Source organism: Thermoflexus sp., assembly GCF_025055495.1.
In the GTDB taxonomy this organism is placed as follows: Bacteria; Chloroflexota; Anaerolineae; order Thermoflexales; family Thermoflexaceae; genus Thermoflexus.
The window spans coordinates 1-23137 of the sequence record NZ_JANWXB010000160.1; the positions used below are offsets into that span (position 1 = coordinate 1).

17 protein-coding genes and 1 pseudogene are annotated in these 23137 nt (G+C 64.5%); 13 read left to right on the forward strand and 5 right to left on the reverse strand.

Translation table 11 applies throughout. The annotated features are described in order from the left end of the window. Nucleotides 1–309 precede the first annotated feature (309 nt). Complete coding sequence (locus NZM16_RS05560; RefSeq protein ID WP_295479196.1) at nt 310–1410, forward strand: hypothetical protein; 1101 nt, start codon at nt 310–312, stop codon at nt 1408–1410. 31 nt (nt 1411–1441) lie between these two features. Here the strand turns inward: NZM16_RS05560 and NZM16_RS05565 are convergent, their stop codons facing one another. Next, entirely contained in the window at nt 1442–2362 is a 921-nt protein-coding gene (locus NZM16_RS05565) for an HD domain-containing protein (protein ID WP_295448736.1), read from the reverse strand. Nucleotides 2363–2466: 104 nt separating this feature from the next. Continuing rightward, nucleotides 2467–5088: a DNA mismatch repair protein MutS gene (mutS, locus tag NZM16_RS05570; protein WP_295448739.1), complete on the reverse strand. Its 2622-nt coding sequence runs from the start codon at nt 5086–5088 to the stop codon at nt 2467–2469. Between the two features lie 191 nt (nt 5089–5279). Here mutS and NZM16_RS05575 point away from each other — a divergent pair, with 191 nt between their 5' ends. Continuing rightward, entirely contained in the window at nt 5280–6365 is a 1086-nt protein-coding gene (locus tag NZM16_RS05575) for a response regulator (RefSeq protein ID WP_295479199.1), read from the forward strand. A 209-nt stretch (nt 6366–6574) separates the two neighbouring features. Continuing rightward, nucleotides 6575–8233 (forward strand): DNA mismatch repair endonuclease MutL, encoded by a 1659-nt coding sequence (gene mutL, locus NZM16_RS05580; RefSeq protein ID WP_295448744.1) that lies wholly within the window; start codon nt 6575–6577, stop codon nt 8231–8233. Between the two features lie 187 nt (nt 8234–8420). On the opposite strand, the gene selB is transcribed toward mutL, so the two are convergent. Together selB and NZM16_RS05590 are read right to left on the reverse strand one after the other, a co-directional pair. Next, nucleotides 8421–10286 (reverse strand): selenocysteine-specific translation elongation factor, encoded by a 1866-nt coding sequence (selB, locus tag NZM16_RS05585; RefSeq protein ID WP_295448747.1) that lies wholly within the window; start codon nt 10284–10286, stop codon nt 8421–8423. Between the two features lie 404 nt (nt 10287–10690). After that, nucleotides 10691–11917, reverse strand: a complete 1227-nt coding sequence (locus tag NZM16_RS05590; RefSeq protein WP_295448749.1) for a hypothetical protein — start codon at nt 11915–11917, stop codon at nt 10691–10693. Nucleotides 11918–12604: 687 nt separating this feature from the next. On the opposite strand from NZM16_RS05590, the gene lysW reads away from it, so the two are divergent. From lysW to NZM16_RS05630, 8 genes are all read left to right on the forward strand, one after another. Beyond that, nucleotides 12605–12775, forward strand: coding sequence for a lysine biosynthesis protein LysW (gene lysW / locus NZM16_RS05595; RefSeq protein ID WP_295448753.1), 171 nt, complete (start codon nt 12605–12607; stop codon nt 12773–12775). A gap of 12 nt (nt 12776–12787) precedes the next feature. After that, nucleotides 12788–13699 (forward strand): lysine biosynthesis protein LysX, encoded by a 912-nt coding sequence (lysX, locus tag NZM16_RS05600; RefSeq protein WP_295448757.1) that lies wholly within the window; start codon nt 12788–12790, stop codon nt 13697–13699. After that, entirely contained in the window at nt 13681–14721 is a 1041-nt protein-coding gene (argC, locus tag NZM16_RS05605; RefSeq protein ID WP_295479202.1) for an N-acetyl-gamma-glutamyl-phosphate reductase, read from the forward strand. The genes lysX and argC overlap by 19 nt, the downstream gene beginning before the upstream one ends. Nucleotides 14722–15321: 600 nt before the next feature. Continuing rightward, nucleotides 15322–16167, forward strand: a complete 846-nt coding sequence (locus NZM16_RS05610) for a [LysW]-aminoadipate kinase (protein WP_295479205.1) — start codon at nt 15322–15324, stop codon at nt 16165–16167. A gap of 144 nt (nt 16168–16311) precedes the next feature. Continuing rightward, nucleotides 16312–17514 carry an aspartate aminotransferase family protein gene (locus NZM16_RS05615; RefSeq protein WP_295447767.1) on the forward strand — a complete coding sequence of 401 codons (1203 nt, stop codon included), beginning with the start codon at nt 16312–16314 and terminating at the stop codon, nt 17512–17514. Beyond that, nucleotides 17511–18590, forward strand: coding sequence for a [LysW]-lysine hydrolase (locus tag NZM16_RS05620; RefSeq protein ID WP_295447764.1), 1080 nt, complete (start codon nt 17511–17513; stop codon nt 18588–18590). The genes NZM16_RS05615 and NZM16_RS05620 overlap by 4 nt, the downstream gene beginning before the upstream one ends. A gap of 191 nt (nt 18591–18781) precedes the next feature. Beyond that, nucleotides 18782–19942 (forward strand): homocitrate synthase, encoded by a 1161-nt coding sequence (lysS, locus tag NZM16_RS05625; protein WP_366946143.1) that lies wholly within the window; start codon nt 18782–18784, stop codon nt 19940–19942. A 114-nt stretch (nt 19943–20056) separates the two neighbouring features. Further along, on the forward strand, nt 20057–21352 hold the full coding sequence (locus NZM16_RS05630) for a 3-isopropylmalate dehydratase large subunit (protein WP_295447758.1): 1296 nt from the start codon (nt 20057–20059) through the stop codon (nt 21350–21352). 21 nt (nt 21353–21373) lie between these two features. On the opposite strand, the pseudogene NZM16_RS05635 reads toward NZM16_RS05630, so the two are convergent. Continuing rightward, nucleotides 21374–22087 (reverse strand): annotated as a pseudogene (locus tag NZM16_RS05635) (DUF4058 family protein); the annotation flags it as partial. Between the two features lie 195 nt (nt 22088–22282). On the opposite strand from NZM16_RS05635, the gene NZM16_RS05640 reads away from it, so the two are divergent. Then, complete coding sequence (locus NZM16_RS05640) at nt 22283–22822, forward strand: 3-isopropylmalate dehydratase small subunit (protein ID WP_295447755.1); 540 nt, start codon at nt 22283–22285, stop codon at nt 22820–22822. Continuing rightward, nucleotides 22815–23137 (forward strand): hypothetical protein (locus NZM16_RS05645; protein WP_295479208.1); only part of this gene is annotated, 323 nt, incomplete at its 3' end. The genes NZM16_RS05640 and NZM16_RS05645, both read left to right, overlap by 8 nt.

Here is a 23137-nt window from a genome sequence, read left to right on the forward strand (position 1 = left end):
ATGGGCCCCTGGCCCCTCCCCCTTCAAATTTGGTTTGGGGGGGGGGGCCCGGCTTGGGGGGGCCCCCCAGCCCCAAAACCAACAGGAGTGCACAGTTCGGCTTTGGACAAGATGCTTGCGGATGGGACGCCACGCGCTCCACTCTGGGACGTGGGACCTGGAGCTATGTGGACCCAGGCCTCGCACTTCAAACTCTTCTTCCCCGTGCCATCCCACGGCGTAGAAAGAAGGTGGGACAAGCAGGACGGCATTGGTGGGGACTGCCCTTGGTCCCCTGGACTCTCGAGATCTCTGGACGGATGGGAGGGCGTGAAGATCTGGATCATAGATCCCTGGCTGACGATTGAACGCCGGCTGTGGATCGAGGGCTGGGCCCGCTACAGCCGTCATCAGATCTTCGCGTTCGCATTCCCCCCCTCGTTCCAGATGCCCTCCGGGACTCCTTCCCCCATCGCCCGAGAGCGAGCGAGGCGACTGGCCCGGCGAATCCGACGCTATCTGACCGGCTCCGCCACCCGGGATCCTTCCCGTCAGCCCGCGGGGCTGCCTGATCTGGTCCTTCTGACAGATGGGCTGGATGGGCTGGCCCTTGTCGAAGAGGTCGGTGACTTGCTAACGGGGGTCCCCTTCTGGATCTACTGGCATCGCAGCGCGATGGCCTGCCCGAAAACTTCCACGCTGGAAGAGATCGCGATCGAGCTTCGCACGACCCGGATCGTCGAGCGCTGTGTGTTCCATGGAGAGGGCCAGCGCCAGCATTTCCTCCGCGCCCTCGCTCAGCATGAGCTCAAGCTCGCCCTCAAGGTTGAAAAACACGCGACCGTGTTGCCTCCGGGCTTTGAGCCCTTCCCCTTGCCCTCTGAGGACCCATTTTTCCGCGAACCGGTAGTGCTCTGGATTCTGCGAGGCGAGCTGGAAGAAATCCCTCTGCTGATCGCCACTTTGGATCACCCAGCTTTCCGTTCGCAAAACTTCCGGGTCCTGCTTCTGAGTGAGCGCCCCGAAAGGGAAGCAACCCGCACGCAGCGGCTCCCTCCCGGCCTCCGCGCCCGCATTCTGGGGATCCTGAACCCGGAAACCCATGAGGCGCGACGCTGGACGTCTGTTGCACGGGCAGTGGTGGAAGGAAGCATCTGCCTGCACTCCCCAATTCATCTGATGCGTTTGGCCTTTGAGGGCCCCTGGCCGCTCGCTCCCGCGGGCTCCGGGCTCCTGGAGGCGTTCCCGGAGGCGCTTCGGCCTCGATATGCCTATCACAGCCCGGAGGAGCTCGCTGAGCGATTGACCGCGCTCCTGCGGGGTTCCCCACAGGCTTCTCAGGAGATCCGTCAGGCGCTGATCGCATGGACCTGGCCATCGCTGGCGCCCCGATACGATGACCTCTGCGAGACAGCTCTGGATAACGGATGACCCACGCCTCCCAAGCCACAAAGACAAATCGCTAATCATCCTGGGCCGTCTGAAAGCGTCCGTTCTCAAACACCACTTTCTGGATAATCCGCTGATCCGCCAGCGGAGCCTCCGGTCGGGCAGAGACCACGATCCGCACCTGATCCCTCAAGGGGGTGACGACCACTTTGCGCGCGAGGATCTCCTGAACCTGGAAAATCCCAGCCGAGTTGCTCAGATAGACGACGATTTCGATGGGCACATCCTTCCCGTCTCGGATCACCACCTCATCCACGGCCAGGGCCGACACAGAGTGAATGTCGACCTTCCCCAAGTCGAAGGCCGCCCGCCCCCGCCCCTTGGTCATATCGGTCCCATCGGCGATGGCGACCACCGCGGCTTCCACCGTCAGCGGAGGCGGGGATCCATCGTGGCTGGCGATGCACGACAGGATAAAGCCTAAGATCAACTGCTCCTGTTCCTCATCCGGGTAGATCTCCCCCAGCCAGCGCGGCAACAGCTGGGCCGCCAGCATGACGCCGTATTCGATGTGCCCGATCCGGTGGACCATGTTCCCGATGTCATGCAACATCTCCGCGGCCAGCACCACCAGAAAGGCGTCGTCCAGATCGCCTGCCCTCGAGGCGACCACATCGAGGGGAACCTGGTGCTGAACCAGCAACTCCATCATCTGCATGGCCGCAGCGGTGGCCACCCGGGCATGAACCGGGCCGTGATCGTTGTAGTTCATCTTGTAAACCGCCATGTAGTTGGCCAGATCCCACGAAGCCGAGACCCGCGGATCCCGAAGGAGATAGTCATACATCCGAGCGGTCTTGGGATAGCGCTCCACAACCCTGCGGATGGTCGCATCCGCCCGGCTGGCCAGTTGTTGATAGTCCGAGGCGATCTCAATCACTACACCATGATCTCGGTAGGCGATATGACGACGCGGCACGCTGACCTTGCTCATAGCAGCCTCCTGACAGAAATCCTGGGGGCGCTTCCCTCTCTCCAGCACCAGAAACCGTAAGCTGTCTATACCGTGATTGACTTAAATGGAGCATCCGTCAGCCGTCATATTCCGGAGGAGCCGGAAGAGGATGAGGCCCTGTCGATCAATCCTTTCAGTTCATACAGCTTATGAAGCGCTTCCAGCGGGGAGAGGGTCTCCGGATCTAAGCGACGCAACGCGTGGACCACCGGGTGCTCGGCGAAGAGGGGAAGGGGCGTGGCCGGGGGATGAGCCTTGGGTCGCACCGCGGGCTCGCCTCGTTCGAGACGGCTGAGGAGCTCTCGCGCCCGTCGAATGACCGGCCGGGGCAACCCCGCCAGCTCCGCCACATGGATCCCGTAGCTCCGATCCGCGCCGCCCGGCCGGACCTGGTATAAGAAGACGATCCGCCCCTCCACCTCCGCCACCGCCATGTGGGCGTTGCGGACCCGCGGCAAATATGCGGCCAGCGCCGTCAGCTCGTGGTAATGCGTGGCGAACAGGACCTTCGGCCGCCGCTTCGGATGGTTGTGCAGATACTCGGCCACCGCCCAGGCGATCGCCAGGCCATCGTAGGTGCTGGTTCCCCGCCCGATCTCATCCAGCACCACCAGACTTTCCGCGGTGGCCTGATGCAGGATATACGCCGTTTCGCTCATCTCGACCATAAACGTGGAGCGGCCGGCCGCCAGCTCGTCGTGGGCGCCGATGCGGGTGAAGATGCGATCCACCGGGCGCAGCCGGACCTGATCGGCGGGGACGAAGGAGCCGATCTGGGCCATCAGCACGATGAGGGCCACCTGGCGCAACAGGGTGCTCTTCCCCGCCATATTCGGGCCCGTTAGGATCAGAATCCGCGCATCCTCGTTCAAAACCACATCATTCGGGATGAACCGATCCGCCAGGGCCCGTTCCACCACTGGATGCCGCCCGCCGCGGATCTCCAGGATGTCCTCCTCCACCAGTTCCGGGCGCACATACCGATGGCGAGCAGCCGCCTCCGCCAGCGCGACGACTACGTCCAGGTGCGCGATCGCCCCCGCGATCTCCCGCAGCCGGGGCGCCGCCTCTCCCACCTGATGGCAGAGCTCCCGGAACAGCTCCGCTTCCAGCTCTGCCTGGCGGGCCTCCGCGCTCAGAACCCGCGTTTCGTAGTCCTTCAACTCCGGAGTGATAAAGCGCTCTGCGTTGACCAGCGTCTGCTTGCGGACGTAATCGGGGGGCACCTGCCGGGCCGCCGCCTTCGAGATCTCGATGTAATATCCGAAGACCTTGTTGTAGCCCACCTTTAAGGTGCGAATGCCGGTTCGCTCGCGCTCCCGCTGCTCCAGATCCGCCAGCCAGGCCTGGGCCTCCTTCGCCATCGCCCGCCAGCGATCCAGTTCCTCGGAGAAACCGGGCCGGATGACTCCCCCCTCCTGAAGGGTGGCGGGAGGGTCCTCCACCAGAGCCCGCGTGAGCAGATCCTGTAGCTCCGGAAGAGGTGCCAGACGCGCCGCCAGAGGGCGAACCGCGTCGGCCCGCGGCCCCTCCATCCGCAGGAGGAGGGTCTGGAGCTCCGGCAGCGCCGCCATTGCCCGACGCAAAGCGGCCAGATCCCGGGGGGAGGCCAGGCCGCTGCGGGCCCGCCCGGCCAGCCGTTCCAGATCCGGGAATCCCCGTAACCGCTCGGCCAACCGTTCCCGGGCGATCGGATCTTCCACGAAGGCCTCCACCTGATCCAGGCGGGCCTCGATGGCCGCCCGATCCCGCAGCGGTTGAGAGATCCACGCGCGCAACAACCGGCCGCCCATCGGGGTGCGAGTGAAGTCCAGTATGGAGAGCAGAGACCCTTTGCGGGTATCCCCGGCCATGGTCTCTATCAGCTCGAGGTTGCGGCGGGTAGCCGGATCCAGGACCATATATCCGGCAGTGGTGTAAGTCTCCAGCGACGTCAGGATCGAGAGGGCTTCCGAACGGGTTTCCCGTAGATACTGAATGATGGCCCCCGCCGCCCGCAGCGCCAGTGGCTGATCCTCTAAGCCGAAGGCATGCAACGAAACCACCTGAAAATGCTCCTGCAGGGCGGCACGAGCAACCCCCAGCTCGAAGCGATAAGCAGGGAACGGCGTGAAATGGATCGTGGCGCGATCCGCCGGCAAAGCGATCGGGGGTGCGGAAGGTTCCCCCGGAGCGGCGGGATAGAGACATTCCCGCGGGTCCAGGCGCAGCAACTCCGCCTCTGCCTCCCGCCGGGCTTCCGGGCCGGTCCACTGCGTGGTGGCGAAATGCCCGGTGCTCACCTCGCAATACGCCAGCCCAACGCCCTCCGCGAGCTCGATCCACGCCGCCAGATAGTTCGGTTTGCGTTCATCCAGCAGGGTGGGCTCCAGGGCCGTTCCAGGGGTCACCACCCGCACCACCCGACGGGGCATCAGACCGTTCACCGGCTCGCCTACCTGTTCCGCAATGGCCACCCGATAGCCTCTCTCCACCAGACGGGCGAGGTAAGGCTCCACGGCATGATAAGGAATGCCTGCCATCGGGACCCGCTGGCCCTTCCCCACCGGACGGGAGGTTAGCATCAGGTCGAGCTCCCGGGCCACCACTTCCGCATCTTCGTCAAAGGCCTCATAGAAATCGCCCAGTCGGAAAAACAGGACAGCATCCGGGTATTGGCGTTTGAGCTCCAGATACTGACGGCGGATGGGCGTAAGGTCCTCCATTCCCAGCTCTCCTACGGCAGGCTGTTTTCAGTATACACTTAACGTGACGGACTCCCGCCAGGGAGACTGAGCTCCATCCGGCAGGCCCCAGGCCTGTCCCCATCCTCCATGACACGCATCGCGCGCTGGGTTTCAGCGGTTGAGCGACGAATCGCATTCCATTGCTCCGATTCGACGGAGGGGCGGTTCAAATGCCAAGGGGACATCACGGGAAGGGCGAGGGACAATCGCCCCGCGTGCTGATCATCGAGGATAATCCCAGCGAGGCGAAGGCGCTTCACGATCTGCTGGTCTGGAACGGCTTTGAGGTGGCCATCGCCGCGACGGCCCGCCAGGGGTGGAGCCAGCTTCGCGCCTGGCGCCCAGACGTGGTGGTCCTCGATCTCGGCTTACCGGATGCGGATGGGCTGACGGTGTGCCGGGCCATCAAGGCGGACCCGCAGCTCCGGGATATCCCGGTGCTGATCCTGACCGGCCGATCCGCCATTCAGCAACTGGTGGAAGGATTGCGGATCGGTGCGGAAGATTACGTGACCAAGCCTTACGATCCCCGCGAGATCCTGGCCCGGATCCAGGCGCAGCTACGCCTGGGGCAGCGGATCGCCTCGCTCAAGACGTATCACCTTCGCTGGTGGAATCTACTGCGATCCTTCATTCCCTCTTCAATCCTGCAGATTCTACAGAAGGCTCCCCACGAGATCATGGGCCCCGCCCGGATGCAACCTCTTAGCGTTCTGGCGGTGTCATGGGGTGGGCTTTGGGAGAGAATTCAGGAGGCGGCGCGCCATGAAGGCCTTCCTTCGGGGACCCTGCACCAGGCGCTGAATCGACATCTAAATCTCTTCTATGAAAGCGTTCAGGCAGAAGGGGGAACGCCCTGTCCGGTGGTGGACGGCGCAGCCCTGGCCTGGTTCAACGCGCCGATCTCCTGTCCGGATCACCCCGTGCGGGCCCTGCGGACAGCCCTGGTCCTCCGGGAACGGATCCGTCGTCTGCATCTGGGCCTGCCCCCGCCGCTACGGTTTGCCCCCCGTTTCGCGCTTCACCGGGGGCTTGCGCTGATCGGATTGATGGGGGGATCGGCTTATCTTCATTACACGCCGATCGGCGAGGTGGTGGAAATGACCCGACGCCTGTCCACCCTCGCCCCGGAAGGCGAAATCCTGCTCACGCCGGCCTTCCATGAGGCGATTCAGGGTCTTCTCCCTGTGCAGCTCTGGACAGAGGCCCCCGCGTTTATCCGGATGCCGCTCTATGTGGTAGCGGTGCGCCGATAGCGAATCCTCGGTCATGCTCACTTGGGACGGATCGCACTCCCTGTTTGGGAGTAAACCACCCGGTGGCGGGAAAGGGCCCGATCCCCTCTTCTCATGCCGCTTCACCGGACCGGAGGAGGGTTCGAAGCGTTTCAACCCTTTGCCCATCGGCGGGCCCAGCCAGCGGCACGAGTTCGGATAAGCCAGGTTTTCGGGAAGATGAGCGCGTGATGTCTGAAAGGGCATTGTCATCAGAAAACATCCCTGCGATCCGGGTTCTCAGCCCTGAGGTAGCAGCCCGGATCGCGGCAGGGGAAGTGATCGAGCGGCCTGCCTCGGTGGTGAAGGAATTGATCGAAAACGCGCTGGACGCCGGGGCGACCACGATTCAGATCGAGGCCCGGGAAGGCGGCTTCACGCTGATCCGCGTGGCCGACAACGGCCATGGTATCCCCCGGGCTCAGGTGCCCCTGGCCCTGGCCCGCTTCGCCACCAGCAAGATCCGAACCGTAGAGGATCTCGGCGATGTGCGCACCTTGGGCTTTCGTGGGGAGGCGCTGCCCAGCATCGCGGCCGTGGCCCGTGTGGAGATCCTCACCCGCACTGTAGAGGAAACCGAGGGCACGCGTCTCATCTCGGAGGGGAACGAATACACGGTGCAACCGGCGGCCAGTCCGGTGGGGACGGTGGTGACAGTCCGGGATCTTTTCTACAACACCCCGGCCCGGCGCCGCTTCCTCAAATCTCCGTTGCGGGAAGCTGAACGGATTCGGGAAACCGTTTGCCGCTATGCGCTGGGTTACCCCCGAGTGGCGTTCCGTCTATTCCTCGATGGCCGGGAGGTCCTGACGGCCCCGCCCGGAACCCTACTGGAGCGGGCGGCCCAGATCTGGGGGCGGGAGGTCGCCGACGCGCTGATCCCGGCCTCTTGGGAAGCGGCAGATCTCCGCATCCACGGCCTGATCTCCCGACCCACCCTGGGCCGGGCTTCCCGGTCCTTCCAGTATTTCTACGTAAACGGACGACCGGTGCGCAGCGGGCTGCTGGCCGTGGCGCTGGAGCGGCCTTACGCCGGGCGGCTTCCCGCAGGCCGGTATCCACTGGCCATCCTCCACATCGAGCTCCCCCCTGCGTTCGTTGATGTGAACGTCCATCCCCAGAAGGCGGAGGTGCGATTTTCCCAGGAGCGCTCCGTTTACTGGGGGGTGAGCCGGGCCGTGGAGGCCGCCTTGGCGGAGTTCCCCCGTTCGGAGGGAATCGCCATGGAATGGTCCTTCGAAGAACCGCGGCCGACCCAGCGGCTGGCGGAGGCTCCGGCGGAATACGGCCGGCCGTCCCGATGGCGGGCGCTGGGCCAGTTGCTCCAGACCTACATTCTGGCCCAGAGCGAAGAGGGGCTGATCGTGGTCGATCAACACGCCGCCCACGAGCAGGTGATCTTCGAGCAACTCTGGGCCGGAAGCGCTTCGACCCCCCTGTCCTCCCCGGCGGTCCTTTCGTTCTCCGCGCGGGAGGCCGATCAACTGGAGGTGGAGCTTGAAACCTTGCGAAGCCTGGGGATCGACATCGATCCCTTTGGGGGAAACACCTTCGTGATCCGCGCGCTCCCCGCCCCGCTGACGAGTGTCTCCGCGAACGTCCTGCTCAACGCGGTGCTGGAGGAGATCTCCGCGCTCCGGCGAGGGGGCGGTGATCCCCGAGAGCGGATCGCCATGCGCCTGGCCTGCGTGGCCGCCATCAAGGCGGGCGATGGCCTTTCTCTGGAGGAGATGCAGGCCCTCCTGGACGCCCTCCTGGAAACCTGGTCCCCCTCCACCTGTCCGCACGGCCGTCCGGCGTGGTTCCTCCTGAGCCGGGAGGAGATCGAGCGCCGATTCCTGCGCCGTTGACAGGGCGTTCGTAAGGGGCATAGAGCGCTTTGGGAACAGGCCGCCGCAGGCAGCCCGCCCATCCCCTAAAGCGGATCCGTTTCAGCCAAGGCAGGAAGAGATGTCGCCCCTGGGAACGGTTGACCTCGGACATTCCGGTGGAGAGCGACTTGTTCCTGTGGACTTGATTCAGCCCACAACGCCTGCATCAATTCAAGACCCGCACATCCCCGACACGCCGGGTGATCCCCATCGCATCCATCTGTTCCAGCACCGCCACCGCGATCTTCCGGCTGGTCTGGAGCAGATCCCGGGCCTCCGCCGCGGAAATGGTCCCATGGGCTTGAAGATGCGCCCGAATGCGCTCGACCGCCTCCCGCCAGGTCTCCCCCAAAAGAACGACCTCATCGCTGAGGCGAACCAACCGGCCTTCATCCAGCAAGACCTGGAAAAGCTCCCGGCCCAACCCCGCTTCGAGCTCTCGGGGATTCGGGGGATGCCATGGATCCTGCCGAATCCGGGCCAGCCAGGCTTCGACCTGCTGTTGCTGCGCTTCGTTTAAACGGACTGTGAAGCCTGCTCGCCGGATCAAAGGGCCTGCTTCCTCCAGAAGGCCCTTCACCACAGCGGCTTTGACCGCGACTTCGAACACCGCAGAAGGCCATCCCAGCCGGCTCCGGGCCTCCTCCCGGGGCATGCCTCGACGCAAGGGGTTCTGTCGATGATAGGTTTCCACCTGCTCCACCAGCTGACGGATGGCTCGGTCCTGCCAGCCCGGCGCCGCCCAGAGGCCCTCCCCTATGGAAACGGCCGCGCCTTCGGATGTCAGACGTTCCAGCAACTCGCGCGCCTGCGCGGGGGGCAAGGCGAGTCGCCGGGAGGCCTCCGAAAGCGCAAGCAGCCCTTCGTGTTCCAGCCAGGCCCGCAACCGGGCCATCGGATCCGCCCGATAAAGGACGTGCAATGCGGAAAGGACTTCCGGGCGGAACCGACGATGGCGTCGGCCCGGATGGACATCCAGGATCTCTCCACCCCCCAGGGTCATCGAGGGGGAGGGCCAGCGAAGGATAAAGCGATCCCCGGGGGCCGCAACCGTCGGACGGCTGAGGACGATCTGGGCCAGACCGGACTCTCCCGGCTGCAGGGCCTCTCGATCCAACAACCGGACCCGGGCCATGATCTGGGACGCCCCGTGGAAGAATTTCACCTCAGCGAAATGGGGAAGGGGACGGGGAGAGCCTTCCCAATGGATCAAATACACATCCAGAAGCTCGGTGGGCTGGAAAACTCCGGGAACGGTCACCCAATCCCCCCGGCGCAGATCTTCCGGAGCGATCCCGCTGATATTGATGGCCGTTCGGGAGCCCGGGAGGGCCTGCTCCACCCGACGGCGATAGGACTGCAGGCCCCGGATACGAGCCCGACGTCCGGAGGGCCAGATCTCAACCTCCTCCCCGACTCGAAAGCAGCCATCCAGCAACGTGCCGGTCACCACCGTCCCGAAACCCGGCATCGTGAATGCGCGGTCGATGGAAAGACGCGCTCGCCCCAGATCTGGACGCGGTGGGCGGCCCTGCAGGATCTTCTGGAGAGCTTCCACCAGCTCCCCAAGGCCCTCCCGGGTTCGAGCGGAGACCGGCATCACCGGCGCATCCTCCCAACAGGTCCCCTGGAGCATAGCGTGAACATCCTCTTCCACCAGGGCCCGCCATTCCTCGTCGACCAGGTCGATCTTATTTAGGGCCACCACGCCATTGCAGACCTCGAGCAGGGTGAGGATGGCGAAATGCTCCCGGGTTTGCGGCATCACGCCCTCGTCGGCGGCGATCACCAGAAGGGCCGCATCGATGCCGCCCACACCGGCCAGCATGTTCTCGATGAAATCCATATGGCCGGGCACATCCACGATCCCCACGGTTTCCCCGTCGGGCAGGGTTAGCCAAGCGAAACCCAGGTCGATGGTCATCTCCCGGATTTGCTCTTCCTTCAGACGATCCGGATGAATGCCGGTGAGGGCCTCTACCAGAGCGGATTTCCCGTGGTCGACGTGGCCGGCGGTGGCGATCACTGGCATACTCGCTCCTCCCGACAGATGCCCCGCTTCTATGCAACCGATCCACGATGGAGCCTTCAGCCGGGACGCTTGGGGAGAGGGGAGCCGTCCACGAAGGTGAAGCACGAATACACGAATGGTGGGAAGGACAGCTCCCAGGTGTGCCGATGCACAGGCCGGGAGACCTATCCTCCGCGACCTGGCATCCAGGTTGGGAATCGACCGGATAGAATGGAAAGGCCTGGCTCTCTCCGGATAGGAGTTACGCCGTTCGCTTCCTCGAGAAGTCTTTGGCTCATGTTCAAACCTTCGTGCAAGCTAGAGAGCGAACCGCCCGATGACGGGAAAGGGCTCGATCCCCCCTCTCCCTACCCTTTCCCCACGCCGCTTCGCGGCATGGGGAAAGGGATTCAGAGGAGAAACTCTCACAGTTTGTGGGCTTCACCACCTGGGGCTTCCCTCAAGCTCTGCTTCAGGCGATTCATCCGCTGTTCGTGATTCTGGCCCCAGGAACGGGCCGCATCCCGCAGATGGCGGGCCCATTCCTCCTGTTCCTCCAGCAGCCCCCGAAGGATCTGCTCCAGGCGCGGCCACTGGCGTTCCACATGCTCCAGCCGGCTTTCCAGGCTGCGATGCTCCCGGTCATGCTCTGCCCATCGCTCCATATAGATCAGGCCTTGCTGGTGGAAGCGCTTCTCCTGAGCGGTATGCCATTCCTCCCACTCCTGCTTCAACCGGACCTCGCTCAGCCGCAAGAGCTCTCCCATCTCCTTCAGGCGATGCTCCCAACCCTCCCGGAGCGTTCGTAATTCTTCCAGAGCCTGCCGGCTATCCCGCGCCAGGTCCTGCAACTGGTGGAGAGCCGTATGATAATCCTCGATGCGAGCGAGACGCTCTTCTACATGTTGCTCGAGGCGGCGGAAAGCCTGACCGTGCTGCAGATCCGCCAGACGCAGGGCCTCCACATGTCCTTCCAGCTCCTCCAGACGGACCTCGATAGGCTCCAGGCGACGGGGAAGCTTTCGCATTTCCTCTTCCAGGGATGGAAAACGCTGGACCAGTTCCTCGATCCGCTTCCGCTGATCCGTCTGCCCCTGTTCCACGTCGGATACCCGCTTGGCGGTCTGGCGGGTCTGCTCCTCAAGGTAAGTCAGACGAGGCCGCGTTTCCTCCAAGGCGCGGCCGATCTCCTCGACACGCTGGGACTGGACCTGCAACTGGCGAAGCAGGCGATCCTGTTCGGCGCGGCGGGAGGCCAACTCCTGCTCCGTCCGTTCCAGGCGAAGCGCGAATTCCGGAAGGACCTGGAGGGAGCGCTGAAAGTCATTCACCTGGAGCTGCAACGCAGTTTGACTTTCCCGAAACTGTCGCTCCAGCTCCCCCAGGCGTCGGTCCAACATGGCCGTCAGCTCTTCCCGCAAGCGGGCCAGGAGAGGCTCCACCTGCGTGGATCGGGCGGCCTGGGCTTGAACGGCAGCCAGGGCTTCTACGAGTTGCCGGATTTGCTCCCGAGCCTGTTCCAGAAGGAGGGTCAATTGATCGACGCGCTGTTGAAGGAGCGCGATCATTTCTTTATCCTTACGGCGCTCCTGTTCCAGCCAGAGGACGGTCTGTCGAGTCTGGGCGAGCTCCATTTCCATCTGCGGCTGCACGGTTCACCTCCCAAACCGAATTCGGACCTCCGAACTTAAGGAAATCATAATCCAGATTGCGTTCTGGATCCATCCGGAATCCGCAAGGCCAACGCGATCTTATCGGCAACTGGGTCCAGTATGTCTCCGCATCGCTGAAACACTCCCTCCAAACCGTCCAGCCCCCTTGCTCCGTGAGGCCGCCCTCGATGGCCTTCCCCGTCCCCGCGAGCCGCATAAAGGCTGGAGAGACACCCGAAGCCACCATCCAGCCCCACCCCAGCCTCTGCATGCGCTGGGACAAGCAGAACCCCGAAGGAGGCCCATCGGACTCCCCCAGAACCCATCCGGCGCGAAGGCGAGCCTCTTGACAAAATAAAAATCCTGGTTATAGTTAAGAGCAAACTCGAAGGCTGAAGTCCCCATGCCCGATCTGGCCTCTGCGAGGATGTGGATCAAAAAAGCCGCTGCGCCCCAAGGTCCGGACGGTAGTCCGGTCCTGACGTAGCGGCTTTTTTGTATTCGTCAGGATCCCAACCCCCAGGCTACCGTCCGGTAGCCTGGGGGTTTCTTTTTATCGGGAGAAACCCTTCCTGCCCTTTTCCATAAAAAAGAAGAAAGCGGGGACGCTGACCTGGAGGCCGAAGTCATCCGGCCAATCCCCCAACATCTGAGATCTTTCATTATTTCCACGGATGGAGGTGGACCATGCTCAACGGGATCTGTCCGGAGTGCGCGGCCCCCGTGCCGCTGCGGGAGGATGTGGTGCTCCATGAGTTCCTGACCTGCCCGGAATGCGGCGTGGCGCTGGAAGTCATCTCCCTTTCCCCCCTGACCCTCGACCGTGCGCCTCAGGTGGAAGAGGACTGGGGGGAGTAGGAGGCGAGGCCGATGCGGATCGCCCTGTTCTGCTCGCTGGTGCGAACGGAGGAGAAGTGGTTGCTGGAAGCGTTCCGGCGCCGGGGAGTGGACGTCGAAGTGGTTCACGACCGCTCGACGATCCTGGAAGTAGGAGTCCCCGGGAGCTGGAACCGCTTCGACGCGGTGCTGATGCGTTCCCTCAGCCACTGGCAGGCCCTCCACGCCGCACAGCTGCTGGAGGATATCGGCCTGCCAGTCATTAACCCGGCGGCGGTGATCCACACCTGTGCGGACAAGCTGCTCACCACCGCCGCCCTCGCCCGGGCTGGCGTCCCCACCCCCCGCGTTCGGATTGCTTTCTCCCCGGAAGGCGCGCTGCAGGCCATCGAGGAATGGGGCTACCCGGTGGTCCTGAAGCCGGTGCTCGGCTCATGGGGACGGCTGCTGGCCCGGGTGAACGATCGGGAGGCAGCGGAGGCCCTCCTGGAACACAAGGAGACGCTGGGAGGCTTCGCCCACGGCGTCTATTACATCCAGGAATACATCTCGAAGCCGGGCCGGGACATCCGGGCCTTCGTCGTGGGCGGGGAAACCATCGCGGCCATCTACCGGTCCTCTGAACACTGGATCACCAACACGGCCCGGGGAGGACGGGCCTCGAATTGCCCGATCATCCCGGAGCTGGCCGAGATCTGTGCGCGGGCGGCCGCGGCGGTGGGCGGTGGGGCCCTCGCGATCGACCTTCTGGAAGATCCTCAACGAGGGCTCCTGGTCAACGAGATCAACCACTCGATGGAGTTCCGCAATTCGGTGGAGCCCACTGGCGTCGACATCCCAGGAGCGATCGCCGATTTCGTGATCCGGGTGGTCCGCGATGGATGGACGGCCGCCCACTCCCACCCTCTCCCTCAGGAGGTCGGGCGATGGAACGGGTCCGCGTGAGCATCGTGGGAGCCTCCGGCTACGTCGGCGGAGAGCTCCTCCGCCTGCTCCTGCGTCATCCTCAGGTGGAGATCGCCCAGGTCACCTCGGAATCCCATGCGGGGGAGCCCGTCCATCGCGTGCATCCCCATCTGCGCCGGGCCGCAACTCTGACCTTCTGCCGGATGGGGGATCTTCATCCGTGCGATGTGCTCTTCATCGCCCTTCCCCACGGCGAGGTAGCCCCGCGCATCGAATCCTTCGCCGCCCTGGCTCCCGTTGTGGTCGATCTATCGGCCGATTTCCGACTTCGAGACCCGGAGGCCTACCCTCGCTGGTATGGCCACCCGCATCCCCATCCGGAGTGGCTTCCCCGCTTCGTCTACGGCCTGCCCGAGCGCTATCGAGAGGACCTGCGGGGAGCCCGCTATATCAGCGGGGTCGGTTGCAATGCCACCGCGGCCATCCTGGCGCTATGGCCGTTAGTCCGGGCCGATGTGCTGAACCCAGAGCGTCCGATCCTGGTGGACATCAAGGCCGGATCCTCGGAGGCCGGGCGCGAGCCGAACCCGGGCTCCCATCACCCTGAACGCCACGGCGCGATCCGGCCCTACGCGCCGGTCGGCCACCGCCACACCGCGGAGGTCCGCCAAGCCCTGGGTTGCGATGGGATCCTCCTCTCCGTGACCGCTGTGGATGCCGTGCGAGGGGTGCTGGCGGCAGCCCACGCGTGGCCCCGGGCGCCCCTGGCTGAATCGGACCTCTGGCGGATCTACCGCGCCGCTTACGGGGAAGAACCCTTCATCCGGATCGTGAAGGACCGGCAGGGCCTCCACCGGCTGCCGGACCCGAAGGCGGTGATCGGAAGCAACTACGCGGATGTGGGGTTTGCGGTGGAAGAGGAAACGGGACGCATCGTGGCGCTGTGCGCGCTGGACAACCTGATGAAGGGCGCGGCAGGCTCAGCGGTTCAATCCCTGAACATCGCCATGGGCTGGCCCGAGACCGCAGGGCTGGATCTGATCCCGATCTACCCGGCATGAGCCCAAGGATCCAGAGGCTCACAACCGGAACAAATGGGGCTGGGCCCGACCACAAACGAAAGACCCTGTTTGTAGTAGGGCACATCAGTGCCCGTTATAGGTTCCCAAGAAGAGAGCGGACGGCAATGAGCCCTGCTACGAACAAAAACCCCCGCTCACCATCAGGCATGGAGCGAGGCAGAGCATCTGCTCGAAGCGCGCATAAAAGAGGACGGGCGCGAACGTGCCCCAATACGAACGAAAAGCCCGGGGTTGTAGTGCGTTGTCCATTTTTAATTTGGGGGGTTTCGGGGGCGGGGCGGAGGGGCCATCGCCTTCCGGCCAGGCTTCGGCTCCTCAAATCCCCGGTTTATAACTGGCCAAAGCAGTAGTAGGGCACGTTAGCGCCCGTTATGGGTTCCCAAACAGCAGGACGTGTAATCACCTGTCCCAGGTGTCCCAAAGAATGGATACTCGCAGGCCCGAGCACAAACGGAAGGTCTATGTTTTGCGATTGGGCACGCAGTGAAGCGCCCGCGATGAGCGCTTTCGAGAAGAGAACGGACGCGGATACACCTGCGAGATGCAGCGGGAGTCCATTCATCCCCATGGAGGAGACCGATGTGGGTGATCAAGCTGGGCGGGAACGCAGCCGTTAACGCGGAGGCGGCGCTGGATGAGCTTGCGGCCTGGGCCCGGGAAGGCCGACGCTGGGTGGTGATCCACGGGATCTCTAAAGAAGCGGACGCCCTGGGGGAGGCCCTGGGGCACCCGCCCCAATATGTCACTTCCGTTTCGGGGTTCACCAGCCGCTACACGGATGAGCGTACCCGGGACATCCTGTTGATGGCCTACGGCCGAGTCAATGCCCACCTGGTGGCCGCCCTGCGTCGTCGAGGCGTCCATGCCATCGGCCTGCGGGGGATCGATGGCGGACTGCTCCAGGCTCGCCGAAAGGAGGCGCTGCGGATCCGCGACGGGGATCGCATCCGGATCCTGCGGGGGGACTATTCGGGAGCGCCCATCGGTGCGAACGCGGAGCTGCTCCGCGGGTTGCTCCGATTAGGGCTTTACCCGGTGATCGCTCCGATGAGCCTGACGCCGGAGGGAGAAATCGTCAACGTGGACGGGGATCGGGCGGCCGCGGCCATCGCCGCCGCCCTGCAAGCGGAGGGATTGATTTTCCTCACGGGCGCGCCGGGCCTGCTCCGGGCCTTCCCCGACGAGACTACACGGGTGGCTGAACTGCGCTTCGAGGAACTGGAGGAGGCGATGGCCTGGGCCCAGGGGCGCATGCGACATAAGCTCTTAGCGGCACGGGAGGCCCTTCAGAGTGGCCTCCCCTGCGTCTGGCTGGCCGATGGCCGTCGTCCCGCCCCCCTGACCGCTGCCCTCCGAGGGGAGGGAACTCGCATCACCGCCATGCCCTTACGCCTCCCGTTCCCGATGGAAGCGGGAGGGCCTTAGGCCATCCTGGCTGCTCTGGCCGGGAGCCGCCCTTCTCCGGCGCCTTGGGTCGGCCAGCGCCTCCGCGCCAGGAAACATGCAATTCGTATATTCGTGCTCCAATTCGTGGACGGCCCCTCTCGCCGATCTTGGAGGTTTTCAACGATGGATATCCGGGCCATCGAAAGCCGCCATACCAGCGGGGTCTATCCCAAGCGAGATCTGGTGTTGGTCCGAGGGGAAGGCGTCTACGTGTGGGACGAAGCGGGACGCCGCTACTTGGACGCCACCGGTGGCCAGGGGGTCGCCCTCCTGGGGCACAACCCCCTGGCGGTCCAGGCGGCGCTCCGGGAGCAGATGGGCCGCCTGATGATCTGTCCGGAGATCTTCTACAACGACCGGCGCGCGCAGTTGCTGGAGGCGCTCCAGGATATCCTCCCCGGCAGCCAGTCGTGGCGGATCTTCCTGTGCAACTCCGGGGCGGAAGCGGTGGAAGCCGCCATCAAGTTCGCCCGCTGGCGCACCGGACGCGCGGAGATCATTGCGGCCCGCCGTGCCTTCCACGGACGCACCATGGGCGCCCTTTCCGCCACCTGGAACCCTGCCTATCGTCAGCCCTTCGAGCCGCTGGTCCCCGGGTTCCGCCACATTCCCTTTAACGACATCGGCGCGCTGGAGGCCGCCATCGGACCCCAAACCGCGGCGGTGATCCTGGAGCCCGTCCAGGGAGAAGGCGGCGTATGGCCAGCGGATCCCACATTCCTGCAGGCGGCGCGGGAGCTCTGCGATCGATATGGCGCGGCGCTGATCTTCGATGAGGTCCAGACCGGATTCGGGCGCACCGGGCGATGGTTCGCCGCCGAACACTACGGGGTGCTCCCCGATCTGATCGCGATGGGGAAGGGCATGGCCGGCGGGTTCCCCATCGGCGCCGTTGCTTTCCTCGCGGAGTGGGGCCCGCTGCCGGCCGGCGCCCACGGCTCCACCTTCGGCGGGAACCCCATGGCATGCGCGGCCGCCCTCGCCGTGATCGAGACCCTTCGCCGGGAGCGCCTCATCGAAGGGGCTGCCCAGCGGGGAGCGTGGTTCCAGGAGCGCCTGCGTCAGATCCGTTCCCCGATGGTGCGGGAGATCCGGGGGATCGGCCTGATGATCGGCGTCGCCCTGCGCGGGCGAGCCACTCCGATCCTGCGACGCATGATGGAGGACGGGGTGCTGGCACTCCCAGCCGGCCCGGATGTGGTCCGGTTCCTGCCGCCCCTGATCATTGAGCCCGAGCATCTGGAACAGATCGCGGCCGCACTGGAGCGGGCGCTCATCGAAGCGCCCCTCCCGGTTTCCCGGATGACGGAAGGAGGAGAAGGATGAGCCGCCGGATCGAGGATGCGGAGTCCATCGCGCTGCTGGAGGAACTGGTGCGGATCCCCAGCCCATCGGGGAATGAAGGCCCGGCGGCCGCCTTCCTCGTTGGATGGATGGCCCGACACGGGTTTGAGGCATGGGTCGACGAAGCGGGCAACGCGGTCGGCATCCAGGGGGAAGGGCCGCGGACGCTGCTGCTCCTCGGACATCTGGACACCGTTCCCGGAGAGATCCCGGTGCGGATGGAGAACGGCCGGCTGTATGGTCGGGGAGCCGTGGACGCCAAGGGCCCGCTGGCGGCTGCGACGGTCGCCGTCGCCCGGGTGGGCCCTCAACCGGGATGGCGCTGGGTGGTGGTCGGGGCGGTAGAGGAAGAGTCCGCCACCTCCCGGGGGGCTCGCCATCTTCTGCACACATGGCCACAGCCCGACCTGGTCCTCATCTTGGAGCCCAGCGGGGTCGACGCCATCGCCCTAGGTTACAAAGGCCGACTGCTCCTGCATATCCGTCTGGAGGCCCCGGGCCGCCACACGGCGGTCCCGGAGCCCAACCCGGCCGAGCGGATCGTGGAGCTGTGGATTGCGCTCCGGGAGCACGCCCGGTCCGCTTCCGACGGAAGCCGCCTCTTTGAGCAAGTGACCCCTTCCCTCCGCCGGCTCGCAGCTGATGGGGATGGGCTCCGGGAGTGGGCGGAGATGACCGTAGGGTTCCGGCTCCCCGAGGCCTGGCCGCCGGAACAGTGGCGAGAGGCGATCCGTCCGATCCTGGAGGCGGCAGGGGCAATGTGGTGGACCGAGGGGGAAGAGCCCGCTTGGCGGGCCTCCGCTGACACGCCTCTGACGCGGGCGCTGCTGGCCGGGATCCGGGGGGAGGGGCTTCGGCCGCGCCTGCTCCTCAAGTCCGGAACCTCGGACATGAACGTCGTAGGGCCGGCCTGGCGTTGCCCCATCGCCGCGTATGGGCCGGGCGATGCCCGGCTGGATCACACGCCGGAGGAGCACATCGACTTGGAGGAATATCGAACCGGCATCCGGGTGCTGACCCGCGCCCTGGCGGCCATCGCGGAAGGCGGAGCGCGATGAGATCCGGCTTGCGGTATTGCAAACCTGGGGTTTAAAGCAGCGGAGCAGGTGATCTCGTTGCCCCGCTCGGTCTCCTCCGATCTGAATCCCCTCTCCATTCCACGCTGTGGTGTGGAGAGGGAGAAGTCCCGCATCGATCGCAACGCACAGACCCTGTTCTACTTCCCATTGAAAGGAGGAGAAGCATGCCGCTGGATCACTTCTACATCATCGAATCGACGCTGCGCGAAGGGGAGCAATTTGTCGGCGCCTACTTCTCCACGGAAGACAAGATCCGCATCGCCCATGCCCTGGACGAGTTCGGGGTGGAATACATCGAGCTCACCAATCCCTCCGCCTCGCCGAAGAGCTTTGAGGACTGCCGGACGATCGCCCGGCTGGGGCTACGCTGCAAAGTGCTGACCCACATCCGCTGCCACTTAGAAGACGCGCGGCAGGCGCTGGAGACCGGCGTGGACGGCATCGATGTAGTCATCGGCGTCTCCTCCTATCTTCGCGCCTTCAGCCACGGCATGGATGTGGAGGAGATCATCGACCGGGCTGCGGAGGTGCTGACCTACATCCGGGAGCAGGCGCCTCATATCGAGCTCCGTTTCTCCACGGAGGATACCTTCCGCAGCGATCCGGCGGATCTCCTCCGGGTGTATCTGGCGGTGGACCGGCTGGGGGTGGTGAACCGGCTGGGGATCGCCGACACGGTAGGCATCGCCACGCCCAGCCAGGTGGCCTGGCTGGTGAGCACCCTGCGGCGGCTGACCCAGGCGGATATCGAGTTCCACGGCCACAACGACACCGGGTGCGCCATCGCCAACGCCTTCGCCGCTCTCGAGGCCGGCGCCACCCACATCGACACCACCGTCCTGGGCATCGGCGAGCGCAACGGCATCACCCCCCTGGGCGGCTTCATCGCGCGGATGTATACCGTCAACCGGGATCTGGTGCGGCGCAAGTATAACCTGAGAAAGCTGCGCGAGCTCGAACAGATGGTGGCCGAGATGGTGGGGGTGGAGATCCCCTTCAACAACTACATCACCGGGATGGCCGCTTTCACCCATAAGGCCGGCATCCACGCCAAGGCGATCCTGAACAACCCGGAGACCTACGAAGCCCTGGACCCCCAGGATTTCGGGATGACCCGCTACATCTCGATCGCCCACCGGCTGACCGGGTGGAACGCGGTGAAGGCGCGGGCGGAGCAGCTGGGGCTGAACCTGAGCGACGAGCAGATCCGCGCCGTCACCATCCGCATCAAGGCCCTGGCCGATGAGAAGCGGATCACCCTGGAGGACGTGGACGAGATGTTGCGGCGCTGGGCGAATGGAGAGATCATCCCTCAGCCCGCTGCTCGATAAAGCAACGCAGCCGGAGAGGATGAGACGAAGGCTTCGCCTTCCGTTCCACACCTCGACGTCTTTTTATGGAATTTCCTCAACTCCTTCACCGGGTTTGCCGTGAGGAGGCATCCGATGGGACAGACGTTCGCCCAGAAGGCGATCGCCCGCGCCGCCGGACGAACCCAGGTGGCGATCGGCGAGATCGTGGATGCGCAGCCGGACTGGATCCTAAGCCACGATAACACGGCGGCCATCGCCCAGATGTTCTACCGGCTCGGATTAAAACGGGTGAAGGATCCCGACCGTCTGGTCATCACCCTGGACCATGCGGTCCCGCCGCCGACGCCGCGCCACGCCCAGAACCACGCGGAGATCCGGCGCTTCGTGGCAGAACAGGGCATTCGCCATTTCTTCGAAGCGGGACGGGGGATCTGCCACCAGGTGCTCAGCGAGGAAGCCCTGGTGTGGCCCGGCCAGATGATCCTCGGCGCGGACAGCCACACCACCCACTTCGGCTGGATGGGGGCTTTCGGGGCTGGCGTGGGGCGCAGCGAGGTGCTCGCCCTCTGGGCCCTTGGGGAGATCTGGCTTCGGGTGCCGGAAAGCATCCGGATCACCCTGGAAGGCCATCTGCCCTTCGGCGTGACCGCTAAGGACCTATGCCTGCGTATCTTCCACGACCTGGGCGCCGATGGGGGACTGTATCGTTCGGTGGAGTTGAACGGCGATGGCCTCCACGCCCTCTCCATCGAAAGCCGGATGGTGATCGCCAACTTCATGGCCGAGTTCGGGGTCAAGAACGCCTATCTCCCCCCAGACGATGCGGTCTACGATTGGCTGGCCCCCCGTTGGGCCCGGCGCACTGGCGAGCCCGTGGAAGCGGTCCGCGAGCGCATCGCCGCGAACGCGCTGTATCCTGATCCGGACGCTGTATACGAGGCGGAATATGGGTATCGACTGGATGACTTAGAGCCGATGGTGGCCTGCCCGCACTCGGTGGATCACGTTCAGCCATTGCGAGAAGTGGCGGGAGTTCGGGTGGATATGGCCTTCATCGGCACATGCACCAACGGACGATTGGAGGATATCGCCGCTGCAGCGGAGATCCTGCGGGGGCGGCGCATCGCCCCGAACGTGCGGCTGCTGGTGATCCCGGCCTCCAGCGAGGTGCTTCAGGAAGCCCTCCGGCGGGGGTATATCCAGATCCTGGTGGAAGCTGGGGCGATGATCGGAGTCCCGGGCTGCGGCCCCTGCATGGGAAACCACATGGGGATCCCCGCGCCCGGCGAGGTCGTGATCTCGTCAGGGAGCCGGAACTTCCGGGGGCGGATGGGAACGCCGGACGCAGCGATCTATCTGGCCAGCCCGGCCGTGGTCGCCGCCAGCGCCCTGCGAGGGCGAATCACAGATCCCCGGGAGGTCATGTAAGGTCTGAGAGTCTGGATTTGGAAGCATTCGCGTATAATCCACCTGATCCGCGTAGCAGGCCCGTTCGTAAACCTCATCCAGGACCTTCTGCAAATCCAGCGGCACGTCTGGGAACGGAGAGCGCAATGGGACCGCCACTACCGGCAATCGATCACGCAGGTCAATGAACCAGACCAGCAACTCTCGTTACTCCGGCCGATAGAGGACCACCACATAATCGCTGCGTCCGGCTACGGCCTCGAGGCGCTCGCCCCCGCGCAACAGGTCGATCTCCAGCCAGCTGGCGCCGCCCTGCAACAGCAGCCGGCGCTTCTCGGCCATCGTCTGCTGTCCCCGAGATCCTTTCACCTTGTTCGCGGGCGAGAGCACCTCGATGGCCGTGACCACGCGGTGCGAGCGCGCGTCCCGGATTTCCAGATAGGCATCACGAACCTCCGGGTCGATCATTGCCTCCACCACCGATGGGGCTGTGATCGCCGGCCGCCCTGACCAACCTGTAGGAGCCCAAGATTCCAGCATGGTCCGAGTGATCCCAACATCTGGAACCAGGACGGTATATCCTGGATCCTCCCCAGGCGCGGTGATATAAACCCGATGCTCTACTCGAACGTAGAAGTGGGGGGTCAGAAGAGGGGTCAGCTCTGTCCGGATCCCCTCGATCAGACCATGGTGCACATCCGGCCACAGAACCGGATCCTCCAAGTAGGGATCCATACCAGGAAAGGGCGAGGGCATCTTCCACCTCGCAAGGTCGGATCATATTAACCACATTCTATATTAGTAATATGCCGTTGAGAGACTGCTGGGAGGACTGGATTGTTCCACCCTGCTGTATTTTCCTCCCGATGGCCCATGGAGCCACAGGGACGCGGATAGCAGTATCATATTTGCGCGAAGAGATCCCTTTCAAGATCCCAGGAGGTTCGAGCCATGCGCTTGCGGGGACGCGTATGGAAGTATGGGGACAACGTCAACACGGATGTGATCTTCCCGGGGAAATACACCTACACGATCACGGACCCTGCCGAGATGGCCCGACACGCCCTGGAGGATCTGGATCCCCGCTTCGCCCAAGAGGTTCGCCCCGGCGACATCATCGTGGCCGGCCGCAACTGGGGGTGCGGTTCCTCCCGGGAGCAGGCCGTGATCGCGCTGAAGGCGGCGGGGGTGCAAGCGATCATCGCGAAATCCTTCGCCCGCATCTATTTTCGCAACGCGGTGAACAACGGCCTGCTGCCAGTGGTATGTCCGGAAGCCGTGGAGGCCATCGAGCCCGGGGAGGAGATCGAGATCGATCTAGAGACCCATCGGATCTATTCCCGGGCTGGGACGTTCGCCTTCCCGCCCCTCTCGCCCACCCTCCGGATGATCCTGGAGGAAGGGGGACTGATCCCCATGCTTTGCCGTCGGCTGGGCCTTCCTGTTCCCATCGGGGATATCCGAACATCTGGGGGCGCAGGGGATGGATGAGCGCCTGGCGTTCAGAACCGCCCTCGAGCCATTGCTTGCGAAGGAGAAGAAAATGAGCGAGAACACATGGCCCAAGAGTTGGGAGGGCTGGCTCTCCCCTTTCCGGTGGGAAACGCGCTCGGAGCGTTATTACTCCGCTCACTATGTTATGCATCGCCTGCAGTTGAGCGGCTACGCCATTTTCCCCGGTCCGGAACAATCAGATTTCGCAATTTATCTCCCACCGCCGCGGGGTCCCGCCTGGATTCTGTTCCGTCACCGCGCGGAAGGCCCAGTATCTATTCCATTCCGCTTACGAGCTGATGGAGGAGTTCC

What these genes read in the sequence shown, in the direction of transcription:
- NZM16_RS05610 (WP_295479205.1), top strand. Translation starts at nt 15,322, where the DNA reads ATGTGGGTGATCAAGCTGGGCGGGAACGCAGCCGTTAACGCGGAGGCG.
- mutS (WP_295448739.1), bottom strand. Translation starts at nt 5,088, where the DNA reads ATGGAGGACCTTACGCCCATCCGCCGTCAGTATCTGGAGCTCAAACGC.
- NZM16_RS05575 (WP_295479199.1), top strand. Translation starts at nt 5,280, where the DNA reads ATGCCAAGGGGACATCACGGGAAGGGCGAGGGACAATCGCCCCGCGTG.
- NZM16_RS05620 (WP_295447764.1), top strand. Translation starts at nt 17,511, where the DNA reads ATGAGCCGCCGGATCGAGGATGCGGAGTCCATCGCGCTGCTGGAGGAA.
- mutL (WP_295448744.1), top strand. Translation starts at nt 6,575, where the DNA reads ATGTCTGAAAGGGCATTGTCATCAGAAAACATCCCTGCGATCCGGGTT.
- selB (WP_295448747.1), bottom strand. Translation starts at nt 10,286, where the DNA reads ATGCCAGTGATCGCCACCGCCGGCCACGTCGACCACGGGAAATCCGCT.
- NZM16_RS05615 (WP_295447767.1), top strand. Translation starts at nt 16,312, where the DNA reads ATGGATATCCGGGCCATCGAAAGCCGCCATACCAGCGGGGTCTATCCC.
- NZM16_RS05630 (WP_295447758.1), top strand. Translation starts at nt 20,057, where the DNA reads ATGGGACAGACGTTCGCCCAGAAGGCGATCGCCCGCGCCGCCGGACGA.
- NZM16_RS05640 (WP_295447755.1), top strand. Translation starts at nt 22,283, where the DNA reads ATGCGCTTGCGGGGACGCGTATGGAAGTATGGGGACAACGTCAACACG.
- argC (WP_295479202.1), top strand. Translation starts at nt 13,681, where the DNA reads ATGGAACGGGTCCGCGTGAGCATCGTGGGAGCCTCCGGCTACGTCGGC.
- NZM16_RS05565 (WP_295448736.1), bottom strand. Translation starts at nt 2,362, where the DNA reads ATGAGCAAGGTCAGCGTGCCGCGTCGTCATATCGCCTACCGAGATCAT.
- lysX (WP_295448757.1), top strand. Translation starts at nt 12,788, where the DNA reads ATGCGGATCGCCCTGTTCTGCTCGCTGGTGCGAACGGAGGAGAAGTGG.
- lysW (WP_295448753.1), top strand. Translation starts at nt 12,605, where the DNA reads ATGCTCAACGGGATCTGTCCGGAGTGCGCGGCCCCCGTGCCGCTGCGG.